This is a genomic window from Flavihumibacter rivuli (assembly GCF_018595685.2).
GTDB lineage: Bacteria > Bacteroidota > Bacteroidia > Chitinophagales > Chitinophagaceae > Flavihumibacter > Flavihumibacter rivuli.
In genome coordinates this window covers 1,417,609-1,435,960 of record NZ_CP092334.1, presented here as the reverse complement: position 1 = coordinate 1,435,960, position 18,352 = coordinate 1,417,609, and the positions used below count along the sequence as shown (strand labels likewise).

Genomic DNA, 18,352 nt, shown 5'->3' with positions numbered 1-18,352 from the left:
GAATTGAGGTGGTAGGAAAACGACTTTTTTGCCTGTCATAGGAAGCCTGTTGCGGATTTTTCGGTCAGGATAACACGGGTATAACGGAGAAGGTACAGCCATGCACATGGACTTATTGCTTCAGGTAGTAATGGTTGAAATTGGCTACCTGTTCCTTTTCAGCTTCCTCTACAACCCTGCTTAAACTGAACCGCAACAGTTTCCCTTCAGTTGTTGCAATGCTTATTTGCGTGTCATCCAACTCCAGCGCATTGACTTCGCTCCATTTCAGGAATCGGCTTTCGGGCAGGCCGGATATGGTAATGCCGGTGTGGTGGATGGCAATGTATTCGGGCTCACTGGCCTTTCCCTCGCAGAAGAACTGGTAGGAGAATAGAAGGGTAAAGAGGAAGAATCCTGTTGCTGTCAACCAGTTCTGGTGGAAGGCAAGGATTAAGGCAGTGGCCAGGAACATGATGATCTCGATGAGTCGGAGGAGGCGGTTGGTGCGGGGTTGCTCCTTGACCAGCTCCTTATTGAGGGCAATGACCACCAGGATATCTATGCCCAGGAATATCTGGCACCAGGAGTAGAGCTTTTCGGTATCCGGCGAATGGTAATTAGACAAAGCATGGGTGAGGATCAGGGTTGCCGCCAATAAATGCAACCAGCGACCTGCCTGTTTTACCTTTTCAAAATCCGGGTGGGTGATGTAAATGGCTAGTCCGTTCATAGCAGCCGTTTTTGTTCTACATGAGTGTTTACGGCAACCAGTTCACCATTGGCCATTGATCAATTTTCCTCATCACTTTCCAGGCAAACACCATAAGGGATGTAAAGTATTCCCGGCTGAAAGGTTGCTGTTGCCTACCTTTAAGATGCAGGGTAAAGGAAATTGCATAAGAAGGTCAGGAAATTTTTACGGGATACTTCCGGAGTTGTTCCTCGCAATAGTGGTTGAATTCGTCTTCATCAGCATCGCCTTCTTCATCTACAGTTTCCCTTTGGAAGAGGCGGTTATTGGTAAAGTCGAGGGTGAGGAGGTTACCCCTCAGTACTACATTGTTCAGGTCGCTCCATTGGTAGGTTTTACGGGGAAGGGTATTGAAAACGATCCTGTCATCCGCAAACCCGATCTCAAGGTCCTTTTTAGCCTGTGTTTCCACCAACCCAAGCAGGATGAACAAAACGCTTATCCAGGGATAATAAGGCATGGAGACCCAGGTCAGGCCAATCAAGAGGAAGATGTATTTGTATTGAACCTTTTTCCCATTCCTGTACTGGTTAAAAAGGTTGATGGCAATAAGGACTGCACTGATCAAGCCCCCGGCCAACTGGATGTATTGGCGTTCAGTTGAGGTAAGATAGGCATACAGGAAGAAGATGACCGATATCCCGGAAAGCAGGAAACTAAAACGGTCGATCAGTCTGGCTCCCCTGTTTTGAATGGTAACCACATACTGGTAGATCATTTCCCCTGACCGCGGCTGTTGGGTGGCTTGCCCTATAGCAGGATTTTCCATATGCCTAAAGGTTGTTGGCAGTGAACAGGTTACAGAGGTTATAAAGAACCCTTGCGCCTACGTTGGCATCCCATTCTGAATCGCCCACGCCAACCTCGTTGAGGTCGAAGCCGATGATCTTCCTGCCGGATTCATGTACTTTCCGGAACAGGTAATTCACAGCTTCTGCCTCAAATCCTCCCTGTACGGGGGTTCCGGTATTGGGGCAGAGTTTGGGGTCCAGTCCATCTATATCATAGCTAATGTAAACCAATTCAGGAAGTTCTGCAATGATCCTGTCTACCTGCTGCTTCCAAATGGAACCTTCGTATTGTTCTTCTTTCAGGCGCTGGTCGAAGAAGGTAACCACCCGTCCATTGGAATCATTGATGTAATCCACTTCCTCATCACAATAGTCGCGGATGCCAACCTGAACCAGTTTGGAAACCTGGGGTATTTCGTTCAGGACATTATACATGATACTGGCATGGGAATAGGTGAATCCTTCATAGGCCTTGCGCAAGTCGCAATGGGCATCGATCTGCAGGATCCCGAAAGATGCATATTTCTCGGCCAAAGCCTTGATGAAGCCAAATGGTGTACTATGGTCGCCCCCCAGCAGCGCCACCAACTTTCCCTTGCCCAGGAGCTCAGAAGCCTGCAGGTAAACCCAATTGTTCAGGAACTTGCTTCCTTCATTGATCTCACGAAGCGATTTACACATGAAGTTATTCTTCTCCAGGATCTCCCCGTTAGAAATGTAGTCGATGTATAGCTCGGCCTCTTTGCGCAGGTAATCACTTTTTAACAAAATCTTTTTATCAACCTCCTGAAGGTAATAACCCTGCTTCCAAACATTGTGGTAGTCGGCGTCGTAGAGGTCAACCTGCATGCTGGCCTTCATGATATTATCGGCAGCGCGGGCAGTTCCTGCACTATAGCTAACCGTTACTTCCCAGGGTACCGGAATGATTACCAGACGGGCATTTTCCTCTGTGGATGGCAGTCCGAAAATATTGTTATTGGGGTTACCCACACCGTTCGGGTCATATTGTGAGAGGTCCATAGTAGAAGATTATAACTGAAGAATAAAACGGCCGCAAGTTAGTGCACCCTTCCCTAGATGCAAAATATTTGGTGGGGGTTGCAGGTTTAAACATTTGGAAGGTGGATGCTATTTTGACCTAACTTTGCGCCGGAAGCATTTAAATCATGAAAAAGACCCACATTATCATCTTGATTTTCATTGCGATAGCGATTGCAGTCCTCATCAGTTTCATGGGTGACCTGACCACCTATGATACGGTGGCCTCGGCTCGTGAGAAGGAAGGCAAGTTCGTCCACCTGATCGCCAAATTGGATAAGAGCCAGCCGGTGGAGTACGATGCAGTGAAGAATCCCAACTATATGCGCTTCGTTGCTGTGGATACCCTTGGTAATTCCACGCCTGTCATTTACCATAACGCAAAGCCCACTGATTTCGAAAAAAGTGAGCGCCTGGTATTGAAGGGCACCATGAAAGACGGCACCTTCGAATGCAAGGAAATGCTGATGAAATGTCCTAGTAAATACAAGGATGACCCTAACGCCAACAGGAATAATCTGAGTGCTAATTAATCGCCCCTGACATGAATTATATCGGTGAACATTTGTTGCCCGGGCAACTGGGCCATTTTTTTGTGGTGCTGGCTTTAGTAGCGTCGCTTGTTGCCACGGTAGCATTTATAAAATCAGCCAATGCCGTAGATCCCAATGAGGAACAAAGCTGGAAGAAGATCGCCCGCATTGCTTTTGGGTTAGATTTCCTTTCTGTTTTCATGGTATTTGGCATCCTCTATTACATTATCTCTTCCCATCTTTTTGAATATTACTATGCCTGGAACCACAGCAGCAAATCGCTGAATGTAAAATACCTGCTCAGTTGTATCTGGGAAGGCCAGGAAGGTAGCTTCCTGCTTTGGACCCTCTGGCACGCCGTGCTGGGTATGATCTTCATCCGCAAGGGTGGTAAATGGGAGGCCCCTGTTATGAGCGTGGTGAGCTTTGCCCAGTTCTGCCTGGCCACGATGATCCTTGGTGTGTACGTTGGCGGGGCCAAGATCGGCAGTAACCCATTTTTGCTGGTGAGGGAAATGTTCCAGGATGCGCCCGTTTTTAGCCGTGCCGATTACCTCAGTCTCCCTCAAATGCAGGATGGCCAGGGGCTTAACCAGTTGTTGCAGAACTACTGGATGGTGATCCATCCTCCCGTTCTCTTTCTTGGCTTTGCTTCTTCTATCATCCCTTTTGCCTACGCCATCGCAGGGTTATGGAAAAAGGATTTTGGCGGATGGACCAAGCCCGCATTACCCTGGAGCCTGTTCTCAGCCGGGATACTTGGGCTGGGGATCATGATGGGGGCAGCTTGGGCATATGAATCACTCACATTCGGCGGCTATTGGGCCTGGGACCCGGTAGAGAATGCTTCCCTTGTACCCTGGTTGGTTTTGGTAGCCGGTATTCATACCCAGGTGATCTTTAATGCCACCGGGCATTCACTCAGGGCAACCTTCGTATTCTTCATCCTCGGGTTTGTTTTGGTGTTGTATTCCACATTCCTGACCAGGAGTGGTGTGTTGGGCGATAGCTCCGTACATTCCTTTACCGACCTGGGTATGAACACCCAACTGTTGCTCTTCCTGTTGATCTTCTTTATACCTGCCTTTGTACTTTTCTTTGCGAGGTATAAGTCCATACCTCATATCGCAAAAGAGGAAGAGACCTCATCAAGGGAATTCTGGATGTTCATTGGCTCCCTCGTATTGTTCCTTAGTGCAGCAGTGATCACCTGGCAAACCTCTTTCAACCCGATCTTCAACAAGATTACCGGTAAATCCACCGCAGCACCCGAAGACGTTGAATTCTCCTATAATAAGATCCAGATCTTTGTAGCCATTGTCATTGCATTGCTGACAGCCTTTACACAATATTTGAAGTATAAGCGCAGCACCCGTGATGGCGTCGTGAAGAAGATCCTTTGGCCAACCATCCTGACAGCGGGAGTGACCATCGCCTTTTTCGTTCTGAGTGGATTGGATTACGATAAGAAAGGTCCGGGTTTCCTTGCCGCTATTTATTTGGCTTTCTTTGCCAGCGTTTATTCCGTTATCGCCAATGCAGGCTATATCTGGGCTGGACTGAATGGTAAACTCAAGGCTGCCGGTGCATCAGTAGCGCATGTAGGTTTTGGCCTGATGCTGGCAGGTATCCTGATCTCCTCTTCCAACAAGAAAGTTCTTTCCTATAATACGACAGGTATAAATCTCCAGTTCGATCCCCGTTCCAAGGAAAAGCCACTGGAAAACCTTACCCTGATCAAGGGCGTACCGACAGATATGGGTGATTACTGGGCTGTTTACCGCGATAATGACAGCGCTTCCAATGGTGGCAGTATCATGCATTACCGCATTGAGATGACCCGTAAGGACAGCAGTGAAGCCTTTACCCTGTTCCCCAACCTGATCCGCAATACGAAAGGGCAGGAGGGTTTTTCCAATAACCCGGATTCCCGCCATTACTGGAACAAGGATATCTTCAGCTACATTACCTATGCTGATAACATGGACCGTTCTGAGGATACTGCACAGTTCCGTTCACTCACCATGAAAGTGAAGGATACGGCTTATTATTCGAACGGCTTCTTTATCCTGAACGAGGTAGTACCTAACCCCGTCAATGAAAAATACCAGTTCACTGCCAATGACACAGCCCTGATGGCTGATATCACGGTATTCTCAAAAGAAGGTACCAGCTATAAGGCCAGGCCGGTATTCTATGTGAAGGGGAATGAAGCCCGCTTTGCAGTCGATACCGTGTTTGCACAGAACATGGCCATTGGTTTCAGCAAGGTAATGGAGAACCAGCAGATAGAATTGCAGGTAAAGGAAAGTAACCGTATGGTGCCATTCGTAGCCCTGAAGGTTTACGAGTTCCCCCATATCAATATCCTTTGGCTGGGTACCATCCTGATGATCATTGGGTTTGGTATGAGTATGGTCTATCGTAGTCGCCAGGGCAGGCTGAAGGCAGTTGGCCATTAATTCCAGCTTCCTTTGAAATTTAGCAAAGTACTAACAGCTATTTGGGTGACTTTCATGTCTTAGAAGGCATTAAGTTAACAAGCAGGCATTGCCATGAAGGCGACAAGAAATTCCACCATATTGGGTTTGGTATTGTTGTTCATGTCCATCCTTACGGGATCGGGCCTGTTGGCGCAAACGCCTGCACCACCGCCACCACCGGGCCAGGTGTATGGTCCCAACGATACCCTCATCGTCCCGGCCTTCGTTTACAACGGGGAGACCTTGCCGGCAAGGACTTTGGAATATGTGTACGTGACAGCCCCTATGCCGGAAGCCATGAGGAAGCGTTACGCCAAATGGACCCGGTTGAGGAACGCCGTTTATGTTACTTATCCTTATGCTAGAAGGGCAGGAGCCATTATCAATGAGATTAACGCCAGGTTAGCAACGCTTCCTAATGAGCGTGCCAGGAAACAATACCTGTTGAGCCGGGAGAAGGAATTGAAAAAGGAATTCACCGAACCCCTCACCAAGTTGTCCGTTTACCAGGGCAGGGTCCTCATGAAACTGATCAATCGCCAGACCGGTAACAATTGTTATGAACTGGTAAAGGAATACAAGGGAGGCTTTACTGCCCGCTTCTGGCAGACCGTAGCATTCTTCTTTGGCAGCAGCCTCAAACAACCTTATGATGTGCATAATGAAGACCGTGAGATCGAGCTGATCGTACTGGAAGTGGAGAAGATGTATAGGTAGGGGATGTGGAAATGTGAAAATGTGGAAATGTGGACATGTGATTCTTCAGCAACCAGTGGGTAGGTAATCAGAAATTGTAAAAGGATGGGCTGTTACTGAAAATCCTCAAAGGTGTTAAATATTAGAAGGAATTCTATTGACAATGCCAATGCTTTGCGTTCTTTGCGTATTCTTTGTGGACTTTGCGTTACTTTCTCAATAAAAGGGGATGCCTTCTCCTTAACTCAGTTTACTTCTTATGATCAGCAGGTGGTTATAACCTCGAATGGGTGCTAATTGATACCACTATCATCTGAAATAATTACATCAAAGTCCCTCCGGGAGTCCCCTATGGGGCATACAATGCATTTATTTTTACTGGTTGGCGAAAGCGTTCCAACTCCATGCCTCTCCCGCCGCAGCTTTTGCACAGGCTGGGTTTCCACATGATTTATTATACCACCGGTTTCAACAATTTCCCCAATTCCGCTACTATTGCATCATGAATACCATTCATATTTTGTCAATCCCCTTCCAGAATGCAGGGAAGGAGGATAGGCTTTACCCGGTGATCCTGGTTGCGGGTGAGGATAGGATACTGTTGGACTGCGGTTATGAAGGCTTTCTTCCTTTACTGGAGGAAGCGTTGGGCGGCCATGGATTGTCATTGAAAGACCTGACGGGTGTTTTTATCACCCATCATGATATTGACCATATGGGAGCATTGTTTGAGTTGAAATCAATTTTCCCCTCCATTAAAGTGTTCGCTCCTGAAAAGGAAGTTTCCTATATCAGTGGTAAGGCTAAATCCCTGCGGCTGCAACAGGCGGAAGAGTTGTTTGAACAGATGCCGCCAGAGCATCGGGAATGGGCACTTGGATTCCAGGAGATGCTAAAGTCCATGAAGACCTGTGAGGTAGATGTTGTTGTTCAACCGGGTGAAGACATCCTTCCCGGCTTTAAAGTGTTGGCCACACCAGGTCACATGCCCGGTCATGTTTCCCTTTACCATGAAGCTTCGGGGACCATTATTGCAGCAGATGCAGTAGTACTGGAGGATGGTATGCCTGAAATTGCCAATCCAGCCTTTACCCTTGACCTGCCTGAAGCGGTTAGGTCCGTCAGGCAATTGGCTGCCCTACCTTCCCAAAAGATCATTTGTTACCATGGCGGATCACTGGAAGGAAATATTCCCGGGGCATTGCTGCAATTGGTGGAGAGGTATGAAAAGAATTCCTAAGCAAGTTTGGAATTGAAGTATTGATCATGATCGGTCATGGGAAGGGGTCAATCTGTGCCTAATGATTGCGCAAAAGGAATGACACCGAAGTCATTAACCTTCCCGCATTTTTTTTACGATGCCTGTTGTGGAGAATCCTTCTACAATGGGATTGATAACAACCTTCCCACCATTAGCGATCACTTCTTTCGCGCCTGCAACCTGGTCAACGGTATAGTCCCCACCTTTTACGATAACATCCGGGAGGATGGCCTTGATCAATTCCAATGGCGTGTCTTCTTCGAAAATGACCACAGCATCTACCATCACCATGGAGGCCAATACCAACGCACGGCTGTCCTGGTCATTGATAGGACGTTCAGGGCCTTTATTCAGCCGCTTCACTGATGCGTCCGCATTCACCCCAACAATCAGCACATCGCCTTCCTGGGCAGCTTGCGAAAGGGAAAAAATATGTCCCCGGTGGATGATATCAAAAACGCCATTGGTAAAGGCGATTTTTTTACCCAGGAATTTCCAGCGGGTCACTTCCCTTTGTAGTTCTGGCAAAGTATAGATTTTGGTTGCTATGAATGCGGCGTTTTTCATGATTGAGGGGTAGTTCCTTTTACAGTTTTGCGGTTAATGATGGGAAGCAACAGTAGAGCGGCACCTCCGGCGATCATGACAAGGAAGAACTGGACCAGCCAGAGCAGCCAGCCAAATGCCTTACCGATATTCTCATTCAGTCCATACAGCAGCATGGTTTCCTGCACGAGGATGGGATAGGCGCCGATACCTCCCTGGGTTACGATCATCCCCACACTGCCAAGGGCCAGCACGGAAAAGGAAGGCAGCCATCCGTAACCACTGGTGGGTTCCATGGCATAAAACCCTATCCTGATACTGGCAAGGTAAAGGAACCATATCAATAGGGTATGGAAGAAGAACCAGCCCTTTTTCTTAACATACCGGACGCTGGTCAGGCCTTCAAGAATACCACGGAATATGGCCTTTAGCTTTTGGATGAATCCAATATGGGATAATCTTTTGAGTAGGTAACGGGCAATAAAAAACAATGCTGCAATGGTCAACAAGAAGATCCCGATCCTCATTGGCTGGAATTGACCCTTCGAGCCACCCAGTAGTTTTTCCAGTATTTCACCTGCGAACTGGCCAATGATATCGATCTGGGAAAATATGGTGATGAAGAATACAATAACAAGGCAGATCAGGTCGAATGCGCGTTCCGCTACGATCGTTCCCACCAGTTTATCCGCCGGCACCTTCTCATAACGGGCAAGTATAGTGCATTTCAATACTTCGCCTAAACGAGGTACGGCGAGGTTGGCCATATAACCGATCAGTACGGCGAAATAGGTGTTGAGGGTGGATGGGCGATATCCCATTGGCTCCATCAGGATCTTCCAGCGGATGGCCCTGCTGTAGTGGCTCACCAGCAAGGCCAGTGCAACTGGCAGTACCAGCCAATAGCGGGCATTGCGCAGTGCGTCTTTCATCTCATTCCAGTCCTTTGCCTCGATCTTGCCAATGCTCCACCATACCAAAAAAATACCCAGCCCCAGGAAAAAAACATATTGCAAAAGACTGCTTAGCTTTTTGTTCATGGTGGGTGGGTTTACCCTATAAAGATAATCAGGAGAGGATTATACCGTATTACAACTTGTTCCCTTCTTTAGGGAATACGATGGAAGGTTTGAAGGTCTTGGCTTCCTCAAAATCCATGGTGGCATAGGAAATGATGATGACAACATCCCCAACAGCACCCTGGCGTGCGGCAGGCCCATTCAGGCAGCATACACCGGAACCCCTCTTGCCTTTGATCAGGTAGGTTTCGATGCGGGAACCATTGTTTACATTCACTACCTGGATCTTTTCATGTTCGATCATATTGGCGGCATCCATCAGGTCCTCATCGAGGGTGAGGCTTCCAACATAATGTAGGTTGGCTTCAGTGATCACTGCGCGGTGCACCTTCGATTTTAATATTTCAATTTGCATGGATCGGAATTCTGAATGTTTATAAACGGGCCGCAAGGTAGGAATTATCATTCATTACGCAACGGCACCAGCATATTGTCAATTAACCTTACTTCATTGAGGAAGGCAGCTGCCAGCGTTACCAAAGGCTCCTTGCCGTCCCAGTTATCCACAAGCCTGAGGTCCAGGGCTGAGGCGATGGCTACATAATCCACCTTAAAACCTTTCCGTGATAGTTCTTGTTCGGCCCATAAGGAAAGTTTAACAAGGTCCCCGGGAATAACCTCCTTGCCTATGGCAGCTAATGTCCTGGATATTTCCACCGCCCTTTGCCTTTCCTCCGGATGTAGGCGCATATTCCTGCTGCTCATCGCAAGGCCATCCGGTTCCCGCAGGGTGGGACAGGTGTGCAGTTCTATGGGTAGTCCAGTTAACTCCAGTAACCTTTTTACCACCATGCATTGCTGGTAGTCCTTCTGGCCCATGTACAGGTTGTTGGGTTGAACTATCTCCAGCAGCCGGTGAACCACCTGGCAAACCCCCTGGAAGTGCCCGGGCCTGTACTTGCCTTCAAGGATGGTTTCCAGGTAGCCCAGGTCATAATGCCCCAGGTCCTTCAACCCGTTGGGGTAGATTTCTTCCACATAAGGATAAAAAAGTATATCTACCCCCTGTTCCTCCAGTAAGGCAATGTCCTTGTCCATCGTTACCGGGTACTTTTCATAGTCTTTCGGGTCATTAAACTGGGTAGGATTGACAAAAATGCTGCAAACGGTGAGCCCGTTTTCCTTTTGTGAGGCCTCGATCAGGGACAGGTGGCCTTCATGCAATGCTCCCATGGTAGGGACAAATCCCACATTGCCAGCCTGTTTTCTTCCGGAAGCGATGTGCTTGTGAAGGTCTGATGCCCGTTTGATTAAGATCATGAAAGGGGGATTTAGGCTGTTGACAGCTTGGTTAGAACCTGATTTTACGCTAAAATATATTACCTTTGCACACTTATTGACCGAAAAATCAGTACACTATTCACTAATTGTAACCGATAAAATGTCAACAAAGAAAAGAATTTTATTCATTGCCAACGAAATGTCGCCTTACCTGGAGCTGACAGAGTTTTCTGAGATCGTGAACCGGCTGGCGATCAAGTCGAATGACAATGGTTTCGAGGTGCGCTGTATCATGCCTCGTTTCGGAACCATCAATGAACGCAGGCACCGTTTGCATGAAGTTGTACGTTTATCAGGTATCAATGTATCTGTAGATAATGATGATTTCCCCCTGCAGATCAAGGTTGCTTCCCTCCCTAATGCCCGTTTGCAGGTGTATTTCCTGGATAATGAAGACCTTTTCAAGCGCAAGTTCGTTTTCCATGATGACAAGGAAGAATGGTTTGAGGACAATGGCCTGCGCACTGTGTTCTTCTGTAAGGGAGCCCTTGAAACAGTGAAGAAGTTCGGTTGGCCTCCTGATATCATCCACTGCAGTGGATGGATGACCAGCCTGGTGCCCCTTTACCTGAAGACCGCTTACAAGAAAGAGCCGGTATTCAGCCATAGCAAAGTGGTATATACCATTGGCCAGAACACCTTCAAGGAGAAGCTGGGCGATGATTTCATGAAACAGGCCGCTATCCATGCCAATATCAAGGATAAGGACCTGGAAGTATTGAAAGAAGGTTCCAATACTGCATTGCTCCGTGGAGGCGCATCTTACTCAGATGCCATTACCTTCGGCGCCGAGAAAGTGGACAAGAAGCTGGCAGAAGAATTCGCCAAGGTGAAGGGCAAGAAGGTCCTGCCTTTTAACGCGGAATCCGATTTAACAGACTATTTACAACTGTATCACGACCTTGCCAAATAATGGAAGCCCCCGGGCTTTTCATTGTCTGGCGGGAAAAGGCACTTGAGCTTTAGCCAACTATTTAACACCATTAACCGGTTTGTTTGTGAAGAAACTTCTGTATAGCCTTTCAGTTGTTGCAGCTATCCTATTCTATTCCTCATCCTGTACCAAGATCACCACAACGGAGCTCGGAAGCGAGCTGATACCTGCTGTGGATAATGTAACCGTTTTTGATACCACCCTGGAAGTAGTAACGGAGATCTATCCCCTTGCTGACTCCACTCGTATGTTCCGCTCCTATGACCATGTGTTTGGGATAATGGAAGATCCTTCCTTTGGTACAACCTCCGGTGAATTGTATGTTCAGCTAAAGCCTGCCTTTTTTGGGGCCTATCCTTTCGGCTCCTCAAAAGATAGTATCATTGGCGTAGATTCAGTGGTGCTCTCACTGAAGTACAAAAGCCTTTACGGGGACTCCAATGCCATCCAAAACATTAAAGTGTACGAGGTGGCTCAGGAATCAGGATTCAAGGATTCCTTATTGGGGTACAATATCAACCGCGAATCTTTTCCCGTTACCAATTTGCTGGGAGAGAAGAATAACCTGGATTTCAGGACCCTTAATGATTCCCTTCAGTATGTGTTGAAGAAGGATACCACCAGGACGGTAAATGAGTTGAGGATACCATTGGACATTGCATTTGCGCAGCGCCTGGTGAATTACGACACCACCATTTACAAAACAGATTCAGCATTTACTGCCAATTTCAGGGGTTTTGCCATCAAGGCAGACGCATCTTCCCCCATCAGGAAGGCACTGGCTGCCGTTAACCTGGCAGATGGGGTTACCAGGCTTTCGGTATATTTCCGGTATAAGAAGAATGGCCAGCCCGACACTACCCTGACCACATTCGTTTTCCGCCAGGATAGCTATGCCAATGCCAACTTCATCAAACGTGACCCTGCTGGCAGTGATTACGCCAACAACCTTGCGACCGGAGCCAATAATAAGCAGGAACTCTTTATCCAAACCTCACCGGGTTCTTATGCATTGGTGAAGATCCCTGCATTACAGAACCTTTCCAACAGGCTGGTCTACAAAGCCTCCCTGATCATCGAGAAACTGGATGGGCAACAGGATAATTTTTTCGTGCCGCCCAGCCTCTTGTTCCTGGATGCGGTGGACAGTGCGAATAACCGTTTCCTGACCATTCCCAAATCTTTTACACCGGTCAATACGTCGGCTTTGGGGTATAACCCTGCGATATTTGGGGGCTTCCTCAAGAACGGCCGTTATGAGTTTGACCTGGGCAGGTATGTGCAGGGGATCGTTACCAATAAGGATAAATCCTACGCCCTTCGCTTGTATGCACCATTCATCACCAAACCCAGTATAGTAGTTGGATCCACCGTAGCCCCCTATGAAATGACCATCAACAGCCCTGTGACAAGGGGAAGGTCGGTGCTTGCCGGTGGTGCCCATCCCACAAAAAAGATGAGGTTATATATTGTGTACTCCAAAATTTAATGCGGGAACATATATTTGCTCCCAATATTTAATTCTGTTTCCATAACTGCGCTAACCCAAAAAATTGAAGCATGCCTTACTTGTTTACATCTGAAAGTGTTTCTGAAGGACATCCTGATAAAATAGCGGACCAGATCTCCGACGCATTGATCGATAACTTCCTGGCTTTTGACCCCAATTCCAAAGTGGCTTGTGAAACCCTGGTAACAACTGGCCAGGTGGTGTTGGCTGGTGAGGTTAAGTCCAAAGCCTACCTGGATGTTCAGGAAATTGCCCGCGGTGTGATCAAGAAGATCGGTTACACTAAGAGCGAATACATGTTTGAGGCAAACTCCTGCGGTGTGCTGTCTGCCATCCATGAGCAGTCTGCCGATATCAACCAGGGCGTTGACAGGAAGAAGAAAGAAGAGCAGGGAGCAGGTGACCAGGGTATGATGTTCGGTTATGCTACCAACGAAACAGAAGACTATATGCCGCTGGCGCTCGACCTGGCCCATAAGCTATTACAGGAACTGGCAGCCCTGCGCCGTGAGAATAAGCAGATCAAGTACCTGCGCCCGGATGCCAAAAGCCAGGTAACATTAGAATACGATGATAACAATAAGCCCATCCGTATTGATGCCATCGTTATCTCTACCCAGCATGATGATTTTGATACAGAAGCCAAGATGGCAGCCAAGATCAGGGAAGATATCATCAAGATCCTGATCCCCCGCGTGAAGGCCAAGTACAAGAAATACGCAAAACTCTTCAACGATAAGATCAAGTACCATATCAACCCTACCGGTAAGTTTGTGATTGGTGGACCGCACGGTGATACCGGACTAACTGGTCGTAAGATCATTGTAGATACCTATGGCGGCAAGGGTGCACATGGTGGTGGAGCTTTCAGTGGCAAGGACCCCTCAAAAGTTGACCGTTCAGCGGCCTATGCCACGCGTCATATCGCCAAGAACCTGGTAGCAGCCGGAGTGTGCGATGAAGTACTGGTGCAGGTTTCCTATGCTATCGGTGTTGCACAGCCGATGGGACTTTATGTAAATACCTACGGAACTTCCAAAGTGAACATGACCGATGGTGAGATCGCAAAGATCGTTGGCGGCATTTTTGACATGCGTCCCTATTTCATCGAGCAGCGACTGAAGCTTCGCAATCCAATCTACTCTGAGACTGCTGCCTATGGACATATGGGCCGCAAGGCGGAAGTGGTGGAGAAGAGTTTCAAAAGCCCCGAAGGTAAAGTGGTGAAGAAGAAAGTAGAACTGTTTACCTGGGAGAAATTGGATTATGTTCCGAAAGTAAAGAAGGCTTTCGGCCTGAAATAATAACCTGCAGCCCGCAGGTGTACGAGGCACGAAGGAATACAAAGACGTTTACCCGCTTTGTGTACCTTTGTGCCTTCGTGTTTTATTGGCACAAAAAATTATTTGGTGAAAAATTTCCGTCAACAACAACATCGCCCGAAGAAGAGCAGCCTGGTGATCGGGCGCCAGCAGGTGATCAAGGCTTTGCAGGAAGGCAAACAGCTGGAACGTATTTATTTGCAGCAAACCGTGCATGGACCTGATATTGACCAGGTAAAACAATTGGCTGCACAGCACCAGGTACCCATCAATAAAGTACCGGTTGAAAAGCTCAATGGGTTCAATATTACCGGTCATGAAGGCTGCGTTGGGGTGATTGCAAAAGTGCAATACCAGGACTTGCAGGACGTGCTTTCCTTCATTGTGGAGAAGGGAGAATCCCCATTTTTGTTGATACTGGATGGAGTAACCGACATCAGGAATATTGGGGCTATAGCCAGGACCGCCTATTGCTGCGGGGTACAGGCCATCATTATCCCGGATAAGGGAGTGGGAGCCCTCAATGAAGATGCTATCCTTACTTCCGCCGGTGCTTTGGAGAAGATCGCCATCTGCCGGGTGAACAGCCTGATGAAGGCCGTTGACACGCTGCACCTTAATGGTATCAGGGTCTTAGCGTCTGAAATGACCGCTGAGCAGAGCATTTTCGATTGTGATTTCAAGGAGCCTGCGGCGATCATTGTAGGAAGTGAGGAAAAGGGAATTTTCCCGGCACTGATGAAGATCGCGGATGTGCAGTTCAAAATACCCATGGCCGGAAATTTTGAATCCCTTAATGTTTCGGTTGCTACAGGAATGATCCTGTATGAAGCCATGAAGCAAAGGATGGGGGGATGAGACCCACCTGCGCTTAAGTTCTGGCGGGCAAGGTGTGGAAATGTGGACACACCCTTCATTGCGCTTAAAGGGTGTGGTATGGAAATGTGAGTGATGACCGTATACCTTAAACCTCAGCGGGGTCTCTCGTAGAGGACCCCGATGAACCATAAATCCGTCTATTCATCGGATGCTAATCATAGTCCCAGAAACAATTTGAATATTATTAGACATCATCAATAATTAGCTTGCTGCCATGAAATTACCCGTTCAGCTGATTGAATGTCCACGTGATGCCATGCAAGGCTGGAGCCACCCGATTGCTACATCGGATAAGGTGGCCTATATCAACCAGTTGCTGAAAGTTGGCTTCCACACGATCGATTTTGGCAGTTTTGTTTCGCCCAAGGCTATTCCCCAGATGGCTGATACCGCTGATGTGATAAGGCAGCTGGAATATGATTCCAACAGGCATAATCTTTTAGCCATTGTAGCCAACCTTCGCGGTGCTGAGGCTGCCATGTCCTTTCCTAATATCGATTACCTGGGCTTCCCCTTTTCTGTATCCCCGACCTTCCAGCGCAGGAATACCAATAGCACCATTGAGGAGTCACTGGATACCGTCAAGGCGATCCAGCAATTATGTACAGCGCATAACAAACAACTGGTGGTATACCTGTCCATGGGTTTTGGCAATCCCTATGGTGATGCTTGGTCACCGCAGGTGGTATTTGACTGGGCTAACCAATTGGCCTCGCTTGGAATTGGCACCTTATCATTGGCAGATACGGTTGGCGTTGCAAGTCCAGACCAGGTCCACGACCTGACGGCCTACCTTGTACAACAAATGCCCGGCACCACCATTGGTGTGCATCTGCATGCTACGGCCCAAAACTGGCGGGAAAAGATGAAGGCCGCTTATACTGCTGGTTGCAGGCGCTACGATGGGGCATTGAAAGGCTTTGGAGGGTGCCCCATGGCCGGTAATGACCTGGTTGGGAATATGGATACGCTTTGGCTGATCGAATACCTGGAAGAAAGCGGTGAAGACCTGGGGCTGGATAAGGAAGCACTGGATAAGGCCGTCTCCATGGCCGGACAGATTTTTGTGTAAAGTAATTTGAAATGAAACTGTTGACAGACATCTCGATCAAGAGTCCCGATACCAGGGTAAAGTATACCGATCCGGTAATGCTGGTAGGTTCTTGTTTTACAGAGCATATCGGGGACAGGATGGAGGAGTTGAAGTTTGAGGTGCTGCAGAATCCGCATGGCATCTTGTTTGACCCCATTAGCGTATGTAATAGCCTTGTCAGTTATATAGAGAACAAACAATACCAGGCGACTGACCTGTTCTTTCATAACGAACTCTGGCAATCCTGGGCACACCATTCCAGGTTCTCGGGCATTGACCAGGACGCGGTACTTGCCAATATCAATAGTTCGCAGGACAAGGCCCATCATTTCCTGAAGAGGGCCGGTTGGTTGGTCATCACCCTGGGGTCCTCCTTTTCCTATCGCCTGGTGGACCAGCAAGACCTTCCGGTAGCCAACTGCCATCGTGCGCCCGGACAATGGTTCAGGAAGCATCTCTGCCCGATCGATGAAACTGTTACCTCCCTGGATAATACCCTTTACCGGCTCTTTCATTATAACCCGGATATCAGGGTCATCTTTACGATCAGCCCGGTCAGGCATTTGCGTGATGGGGTAGTGGAGAATAACCGCAGCAAGGCAAGGCTGATAGAATCCGTACACCACCTGGTAAATAAGTTCAACAGGCTATATTATTTCCCCGCTTATGAATTGGTGATCGATGTATTGAGGGATTACCGGTTCTATGATATCGACCTCGCCCATCCCAATTATGCAGCAACCCAGTTTGTGTTGGAGAAATTCAGGGAGTATTTTATTGATCCTGCAGCCTATGAGCCCATGGACCTGGTACAACAGGTGCTGACTGCAAGGAGACATAAGGCCTTCCAGCCAAAGACCAATGCACACCGGCAGTTCATGCAAAGTTTCCATAACAAGGCATTGGCGCTAAAGGAGAAATATCCATTCCTCGACCTTGGGGAGGAGATCAATTATTTCGCATCCGGCTATTAAAAAAGGTGCTGCCTCAAAGTACAGGCATTAATGCTTCCCGTTCGAGAAAGGCCTCGAGCCTTTCCAGCAAGACCAATTGGTTCAGGGCCCTGTTGAGGTTTTGTTCAGGGTAATTGGTCTTATAGTAGATATCGTTGTTGAGGTAATCGGTCACATAGCGCAGGCTTTGCATATAACAGACAAGTATACCCGAAATATGCAATTGTCTGGTCTCTGCAGCAGTAAGCTGAGCACCCAGTCCATCCAGGTAACCATTGACGATGGCATGATAATATGAAGGGATGATATCGATATGTTCCCAATCCTTACTGTTCTCGTCCCTGCTACAGGCCATGCTCCTGATCATATCACCCAGGTCGGAAAAGAACTTGCCCGGCATGATGGTATCGAGGTCAACAGGGAAGATAGGCTGGCCATCCTTTTTGCTGAATAGGATATTGCTGAATTTGCAATCGTGGTGCATCACCCGTAATGGATAATCCTGCTCATTGTCCCTGATGGATCTAAACCAATCCACATACCTGGTTCTTTCCCTAAGGCTGGCGATGACATGTGTTGCCCTTAACAGTCGGAACATTTCCCCATTGTGGATCGCTGTTTCAAATTGGAAGTAACGGGAATCGAGGTCGTGGAAATGGGGTATGGTGATATGGAGGGAATCTAAAGACAAGCCTTCCAGCAGGCTGGTCAGGCGGGCAAAACTCCTGGCAGCGATGCCTGCCTCGGCAGCATTGGCAGCAGCATCAGGGGAGTAGGAGTCGGGAATGAATTGCAGTGCCCGCCAGCATCGTTCCTCTTCATCCGTGATCCCTTCTTCCCACCAGCAGAATTTTCCCTCACGGTCAGGTACAAGCGCAGGCATGGGACAATCGGGGCATTTGGCCATGATATGGTCGTAGATCCTGCGGTAATTCAGGACAATATTCTCAGGTAACGGGAAGGCCTTGATGTTCATGCACTGCAAAACAATATCCTGCGACCCGCTATAGTCAACCCTATAGGTTTGGTGGATCAATCCAGACCCCAATAGGGAAATCCTGATATCCCCTTTACCAAACCTTGCAGCAGCTTTTTCAATGACAGCCTTTTCCATGGGATGAAAGTAGGGAATTAATTGAATTCTGCCGGAGAGCCTGTTCCTCTCCGCTTCGCTACGAGGGAAGGCGGTTAGGGGAGAGATATGTGGACACCCCCTT

General features: G+C 48.0%; 18 protein-coding genes. 10 read left to right on the top strand and 8 right to left on the bottom strand.

From position 1 onward, the window contains the following. Positions 1–112: 112 nt before the first annotated feature. From KJS94_RS06350 to KJS94_RS06340, 3 genes are all read right to left on the bottom strand, one after another. A complete protein-coding gene (locus KJS94_RS06350) occupies positions 113–712 on the bottom strand; it encodes a hypothetical protein (RefSeq protein WP_214446472.1) in 600 nt (199 codons plus the stop codon). Positions 713–887: 175 nt separating this feature from the next. After that, entirely contained in the window at positions 888–1,502 is a 615-nt protein-coding gene (locus KJS94_RS06345; RefSeq protein WP_214446471.1) for a hypothetical protein, read from the bottom strand. 4 nt (positions 1,503–1,506) lie between these two features. Next, positions 1,507–2,547, bottom strand: a complete 1,041-nt coding sequence (locus tag KJS94_RS06340) for an agmatinase family protein (protein ID WP_214446470.1) — start codon at positions 2,545–2,547, stop codon at positions 1,507–1,509. Positions 2,548–2,693: 146 nt separating this feature from the next. Here KJS94_RS06340 and KJS94_RS06335 point away from each other — a divergent pair, with 146 nt between their 5' ends. The 4 genes from KJS94_RS06335 (at position 2,694) to KJS94_RS06320 (ending at position 7,517) form a co-directional block, all read left to right on the top strand. Then, complete coding sequence (locus KJS94_RS06335; RefSeq protein ID WP_214446469.1) at positions 2,694–3,098, top strand: cytochrome c maturation protein CcmE domain-containing protein; 405 nt, start codon at positions 2,694–2,696, stop codon at positions 3,096–3,098. Between the two features lie 11 nt (positions 3,099–3,109). Beyond that, the gene (ccsA, locus tag KJS94_RS06330; RefSeq protein ID WP_214446468.1) at positions 3,110–5,560 is read left to right on the top strand and encodes a cytochrome c biogenesis protein CcsA; all 2,451 of its coding nucleotides are present in this window, start codon (positions 3,110–3,112) and stop codon (positions 5,558–5,560) included. Positions 5,561–5,653: 93 nt separating this feature from the next. Beyond that, positions 5,654–6,298, top strand: coding sequence for a DUF4294 domain-containing protein (locus KJS94_RS06325; protein ID WP_239804312.1), 645 nt, complete (start codon positions 5,654–5,656; stop codon positions 6,296–6,298). A gap of 481 nt (positions 6,299–6,779) precedes the next feature. Continuing rightward, the gene (locus KJS94_RS06320) at positions 6,780–7,517 is read left to right on the top strand and encodes an MBL fold metallo-hydrolase (protein WP_214446467.1); all 738 of its coding nucleotides are present in this window, start codon (positions 6,780–6,782) and stop codon (positions 7,515–7,517) included. Between the two features lie 93 nt (positions 7,518–7,610). Here KJS94_RS06320 and rfaE2 read toward each other — a convergent pair whose 3' ends face one another. The 4 genes from rfaE2 to panC are packed head-to-tail and all read right to left on the bottom strand — an operon-like array spanning position 7,611 to position 10,423. Then, a complete protein-coding gene (rfaE2, locus tag KJS94_RS06315; RefSeq protein ID WP_239804311.1) occupies positions 7,611–8,066 on the bottom strand; it encodes a D-glycero-beta-D-manno-heptose 1-phosphate adenylyltransferase in 456 nt (151 codons plus the stop codon). A 35-nt stretch (positions 8,067–8,101) separates the two neighbouring features. Next, a complete protein-coding gene (locus tag KJS94_RS06310; RefSeq protein WP_214446465.1) occupies positions 8,102–9,124 on the bottom strand; it encodes a lysylphosphatidylglycerol synthase transmembrane domain-containing protein in 1,023 nt (340 codons plus the stop codon). Between the two features lie 49 nt (positions 9,125–9,173). Further along, on the bottom strand, positions 9,174–9,518 hold the full coding sequence (panD, locus tag KJS94_RS06305) for an aspartate 1-decarboxylase (protein ID WP_214446464.1): 345 nt from the start codon (positions 9,516–9,518) through the stop codon (positions 9,174–9,176). A 47-nt stretch (positions 9,519–9,565) separates the two neighbouring features. Next, positions 9,566–10,423 (bottom strand): pantoate--beta-alanine ligase, encoded by an 858-nt coding sequence (panC, locus tag KJS94_RS06300; protein ID WP_214446463.1) that lies wholly within the window; start codon positions 10,421–10,423, stop codon positions 9,566–9,568. A 121-nt stretch (positions 10,424–10,544) separates the two neighbouring features. Between panC and KJS94_RS06295 the strand changes: the two genes are divergently transcribed. The 6 genes from KJS94_RS06295 to KJS94_RS06270 all read left to right on the top strand — a co-directional run bounded on the left by KJS94_RS06295 (position 10,545) and on the right by KJS94_RS06270 (position 17,156). Continuing rightward, positions 10,545–11,357 (top strand): glycogen/starch synthase, encoded by an 813-nt coding sequence (locus tag KJS94_RS06295; protein ID WP_214446462.1) that lies wholly within the window; start codon positions 10,545–10,547, stop codon positions 11,355–11,357. An 85-nt stretch (positions 11,358–11,442) separates the two neighbouring features. Beyond that, positions 11,443–12,867 carry a DUF4270 family protein gene (locus tag KJS94_RS06290; protein ID WP_214446461.1) on the top strand — a complete coding sequence of 475 codons (1,425 nt, stop codon included), beginning with the start codon at positions 11,443–11,445 and terminating at the stop codon, positions 12,865–12,867. Positions 12,868–12,938: 71 nt separating this feature from the next. Next, positions 12,939–14,192 (top strand): methionine adenosyltransferase, encoded by a 1,254-nt coding sequence (metK, locus tag KJS94_RS06285; protein ID WP_214446460.1) that lies wholly within the window; start codon positions 12,939–12,941, stop codon positions 14,190–14,192. A 105-nt stretch (positions 14,193–14,297) separates the two neighbouring features. Then, a complete protein-coding gene (rlmB, locus tag KJS94_RS06280; protein WP_214446459.1) occupies positions 14,298–15,068 on the top strand; it encodes a 23S rRNA (guanosine(2251)-2'-O)-methyltransferase RlmB in 771 nt (256 codons plus the stop codon). 235 nt (positions 15,069–15,303) lie between these two features. Then, complete coding sequence (locus KJS94_RS06275; RefSeq protein ID WP_214446458.1) at positions 15,304–16,161, top strand: hydroxymethylglutaryl-CoA lyase; 858 nt, start codon at positions 15,304–15,306, stop codon at positions 16,159–16,161. Between the two features lie 11 nt (positions 16,162–16,172). Further along, positions 16,173–17,156 carry a GSCFA domain-containing protein gene (locus KJS94_RS06270; protein ID WP_214446457.1) on the top strand — a complete coding sequence of 328 codons (984 nt, stop codon included), beginning with the start codon at positions 16,173–16,175 and terminating at the stop codon, positions 17,154–17,156. 13 nt (positions 17,157–17,169) lie between these two features. Here KJS94_RS06270 and KJS94_RS06265 read toward each other — a convergent pair whose 3' ends face one another. After that, positions 17,170–18,249, bottom strand: a complete 1,080-nt coding sequence (locus tag KJS94_RS06265) for a phosphotransferase enzyme family protein (RefSeq protein WP_214446456.1) — start codon at positions 18,247–18,249, stop codon at positions 17,170–17,172. Between the last annotated feature and the right edge of the window lie 103 nt (positions 18,250–18,352).